We start from the raw sequence: 3206 nt of genomic DNA, 5'->3' as shown, positions 1-3206 counted from the left end.
TTACTTGAAGAAAACTGCTAGCCCTGGTATATAAATCTGCTTATTCCCCCTTTTGGAGGGTTTATGCAAAAAACCCCTGGCAGATATATTCAATTCAATCGCTCGGTTTGAAGTTGTTGGACTTGTTCGTTTGCGTAGCGTCGGCTTTGCCGAATCGATAATCCTGTGGCTTCAGCGATCGTTTCTACTAAATCGGTAGTAGCTTAGTAGCTTTGTATGGTGGCATCGCCAATAGCTCAAATATAGACAGAGTAAGCGTTTCAATAATTCACTCTCTCCCGCTCGAATCTAACCCGATCGCACCTTACAGCAAAAGCTTGGAATTTTCCAGTCTGCTTAAAACCCTGCCCCTGCGGGAGCTTGCACCTTTTTGTCAGACCGCACCACGAGTCATAAGCTCTGCTATCGCTAGTGAGGTGCGGTCAGTCAAAAACGCGCTCTTTTTGTAGTTGCTAGTGGGGCGGTAAAAGTTATTTTAAAAAACTAAGAAAGGGGATCTGGATCGATCAGGTTCTCTTTTCTCTTAGCTCTAAAACGTGCGACTTGTTCGGCACCTGTCATCAAAAGTTATTTTAAAAAACTAAGAAAGGGGATCTGGATCGATTAGGTTCTCTTTTCTCTTAGCTCTAAAACGTGCGACTTGTTCGGCACCTGTCATCGCTCGATCATAGATCGGCGGCTGTCCTACAGAGCGGCTACTATCCGACCAGTTGTGCTTACAAAGCTTGCAATAATATCGCTGTATTCCATTTCTACAGCCATTTTTTAGTCCTTTTTGATTTTGACAATTAGGGCAGATCATTAGTTTGTTTTGTATAGTAAACAACTATATTTCAACGATAAGGTTTGCTGTACATCGACATATAGATCGATCGAGAATACTTATTTAAAATACTTAAAATCAACCACAAAACTCTATCAGCCAATACTAATACATGATATAATTACAGTATGGAAAGGTTGAGAAATTAATCTTTCAACGACAAAGCGATCGCTACTTTCTCAGGGCTGCGATCGCATAGTCTTCACCAAACAGAAACAGTAAGGATATTTTAATAATGCCACAACTTTTAGATCGATCGCAAGTCTCTACCACGATCGCCGTCCCGCTCGACCTCATCGAAGCCGAAACCCTCTCGCTGTTGGGCGTTGAGATTATCGATATCCAAGACAACATCGATGATTGCATCCCCGAAGGCGATATCCGCTACTGGGTACAACGAGGCGAAACCGAGCTACTAGGCGGCATATCTCACTGGGGTGAACGTTTCGACACCCCAGACTCGCCAATTGGCAGCTACGCCACGCTGTTTATTGCCGCTACCTCATATCTGCCTCGCGGTGAGGTTAAGTCAGCCTATCGCAAGGCAGAAGCTCTACTAACCGAGCGGTTCGCCTCTGCCGTTGACTACATGTAAACCTTACAGGGCGGGGAATTCCCCGCCTACTAACCATCATGAAATTACTCGCAGCAAAAGTGACATCGGCGCGGCAAGTCAACACCAAACACGGTCAGAAAGCAGTCTTGAACGTGGTTACAGGTACGGGGGAGGAAATCGCGATCTGGCGACCCGCAGGGGATATCGAGATCTTGGGGCGTAAGTCTGGCGAATCGGTGAGCATTGCCATCGATGCTAAGGGCAAGGCATCACTCGTAGAACATTGCTCGACTGTACCCCAACCAGCAGCACAGGCGCAACCGATGGGGTTTGCCGTCGAACCCATACCGGAAACCACTCGCAGCGCAGAAATTGCCGACTATATCCAACGGTTGGGCAAGCTATACGGCTATTGCTGTGCGACCTGAACTGGTCATTCTGTCCGTAGGAGCCTTCTCCTACTAAGGGATTCACACCCCTTACCCTTGTGTAAAAGGCTCAAATAATTGAGTCCGGTCACGGTCAAGTAGGTAACGAAATAACCGGAATGCAGACCACAAATGTAACCGATGCTGTTAGCCTAAAACGGTTTCGGGGCTAAAGGGAGTCTTCTCAAGATAAACGAAAAGTGAACTGTTGCTTAAACTACGTCATGCGTAAAAGAGCCAAATAAGGCTGATAGGCTCTCACCAAAAGGTAAGTAGGTAGTATTAACACTGGCAATTTGTTAATACGTGTGAATATGACTCCTACCGTAGAAAAGACAGTATCTAAAAGAAGACGCAACACAGAATGACACAACAGGATAAGCCCTACAGAGTCTTAGAAAAGGTCGAATCTCTAAGTAAGTAAACCGCAAGGAATACCGAACTCTCTGGAGGGTAAAGGATGGAAGAAAAAGCGAATGCCTACTTGTAATGAGTAGGATACGGGTTCAAAATTTGCCCGTGACCGAAAGGAATAGCAGACTTTTTCTGGGTCTTATGAGAAAGAGACTAAACAAAGAAACTTAATCTAAGGACATGTTAGATGTCGTATTCAAATACAACAAACGGACTGAAGAAACCACTAGAAGATTGGAGTCAGGTTAACTGGCGCAAAATCAACAAAATGGTTAAGAATCTACGTCAACGAATCTTTCTCGCGAGAAAACTTGGTAACTGGCGGAAGTTGCGAAATCTCCAAAAGTTGATGCAAAGAAGCTACGCAAACCTATTACTGTCTGTACGAAAAATTACCCAGACCAATAAAGGTAAACAGACGGCAGGAATTGACAAGGAAATAGTCAATACCCCAGAAGAACGGGTAAAACTGGTCAACAACTGGAAAGGTGGGAATCAAAGCCCAACAAAACGGGTAATTATCCCCAAACCTAACGGTAAGAAACGACCGCTCGGAATCCCAACCGTGCGTGACAGAACCGAACAGGCAATAATAGCTAATTCACTAGAACCTGAATGGGAAGCCATTTTTGAACCCAATTCCTACGGGTTCAGACCGGGGAGAAACTGTCAAGATGCCATTGTCGCAAACTTTAACAGATTAAACTTCTCTCCCAGAACTGGAGGACATAAATGGGTTCTAGAAGCTGATATCAAAGAATTCTTCGATAACATTGCCCATGAATCTATCCTCAAACAATTAGGTAACTTCCCTAGAAAAGACCTAATCAAAGGATGGTTAAAAGCTGGTTTCATCCTCAATGGGAAATTTAACCCAACGGATACGGGCACACCGCAAGGCGGTGTAAGTGCGCTGCGAAGCGTACAGTGGTAATGCTCTAGGTGAGTCAAAACAACCACGAGATAATACCTACCTCAAGGTATT

4 protein-coding genes are annotated in these 3206 nt (G+C 44.7%); 3 read left to right on the top strand and 1 reads right to left on the bottom strand.

The features are described 5' to 3' along the window. Window positions 1-580 precede the first annotated feature (580 nt). A complete protein-coding gene (locus C7B77_RS31935) occupies window positions 581-802 on the bottom strand; it encodes an IS1/IS1595 family N-terminal zinc-binding domain-containing protein (RefSeq protein ID WP_425430848.1) in 222 nt (73 codons plus the stop codon). A 256-nt stretch (window positions 803-1058) separates the two neighbouring features. Here C7B77_RS31935 and C7B77_RS26850 point away from each other — a divergent pair, with 256 nt between their 5' ends. The 3 genes from C7B77_RS26850 (at window position 1059) to C7B77_RS26840 (ending at window position 3155) form a co-directional block, all read left to right on the top strand. Further along, complete coding sequence (locus C7B77_RS26850; RefSeq protein WP_106312224.1) at window positions 1059-1418, top strand: hypothetical protein; 360 nt, start codon at window positions 1059-1061, stop codon at window positions 1416-1418. Window positions 1419-1456: 38 nt separating this feature from the next. Beyond that, window positions 1457-1807: a hypothetical protein gene (locus C7B77_RS26845; RefSeq protein WP_106312221.1), complete on the top strand. Its 351-nt coding sequence runs from the start codon at window positions 1457-1459 to the stop codon at window positions 1805-1807. A gap of 601 nt (window positions 1808-2408) precedes the next feature. Next, window positions 2409-3155, top strand: coding sequence for a reverse transcriptase N-terminal domain-containing protein (locus C7B77_RS26840; RefSeq protein ID WP_106312218.1), 747 nt, complete (start codon window positions 2409-2411; stop codon window positions 3153-3155). Window positions 3156-3206 lie beyond the last annotated feature (51 nt).

The sequence above is a fragment of the Chamaesiphon polymorphus CCALA 037 genome (assembly GCF_003003845.1).
In the GTDB taxonomy this organism is placed as follows: Bacteria; Cyanobacteriota; Cyanobacteriia; order Cyanobacteriales; family Chamaesiphonaceae; genus Chamaesiphon; species Chamaesiphon polymorphus.
The sequence above is the reverse complement of the archived record's forward strand: the minus strand, read 5'-3'. Positions and strand labels throughout refer to the sequence as shown.

Excerpts from the sequence above, each read along its gene's own strand:
- C7B77_RS31935 (WP_425430848.1), bottom strand. The coding sequence starts at position 802 with ATGATCTGCCCTAATTGTCAAAATCAAAAAGGACTAAAAAATGGCTGT.
- C7B77_RS26845 (WP_106312221.1), top strand. The coding sequence starts at position 1,457 with ATGAAATTACTCGCAGCAAAAGTGACATCGGCGCGGCAAGTCAACACC.
- C7B77_RS26840 (WP_106312218.1), top strand. The coding sequence starts at position 2,409 with ATGTCGTATTCAAATACAACAAACGGACTGAAGAAACCACTAGAAGAT.
- C7B77_RS26850 (WP_106312224.1), top strand. The coding sequence starts at position 1,059 with ATGCCACAACTTTTAGATCGATCGCAAGTCTCTACCACGATCGCCGTC.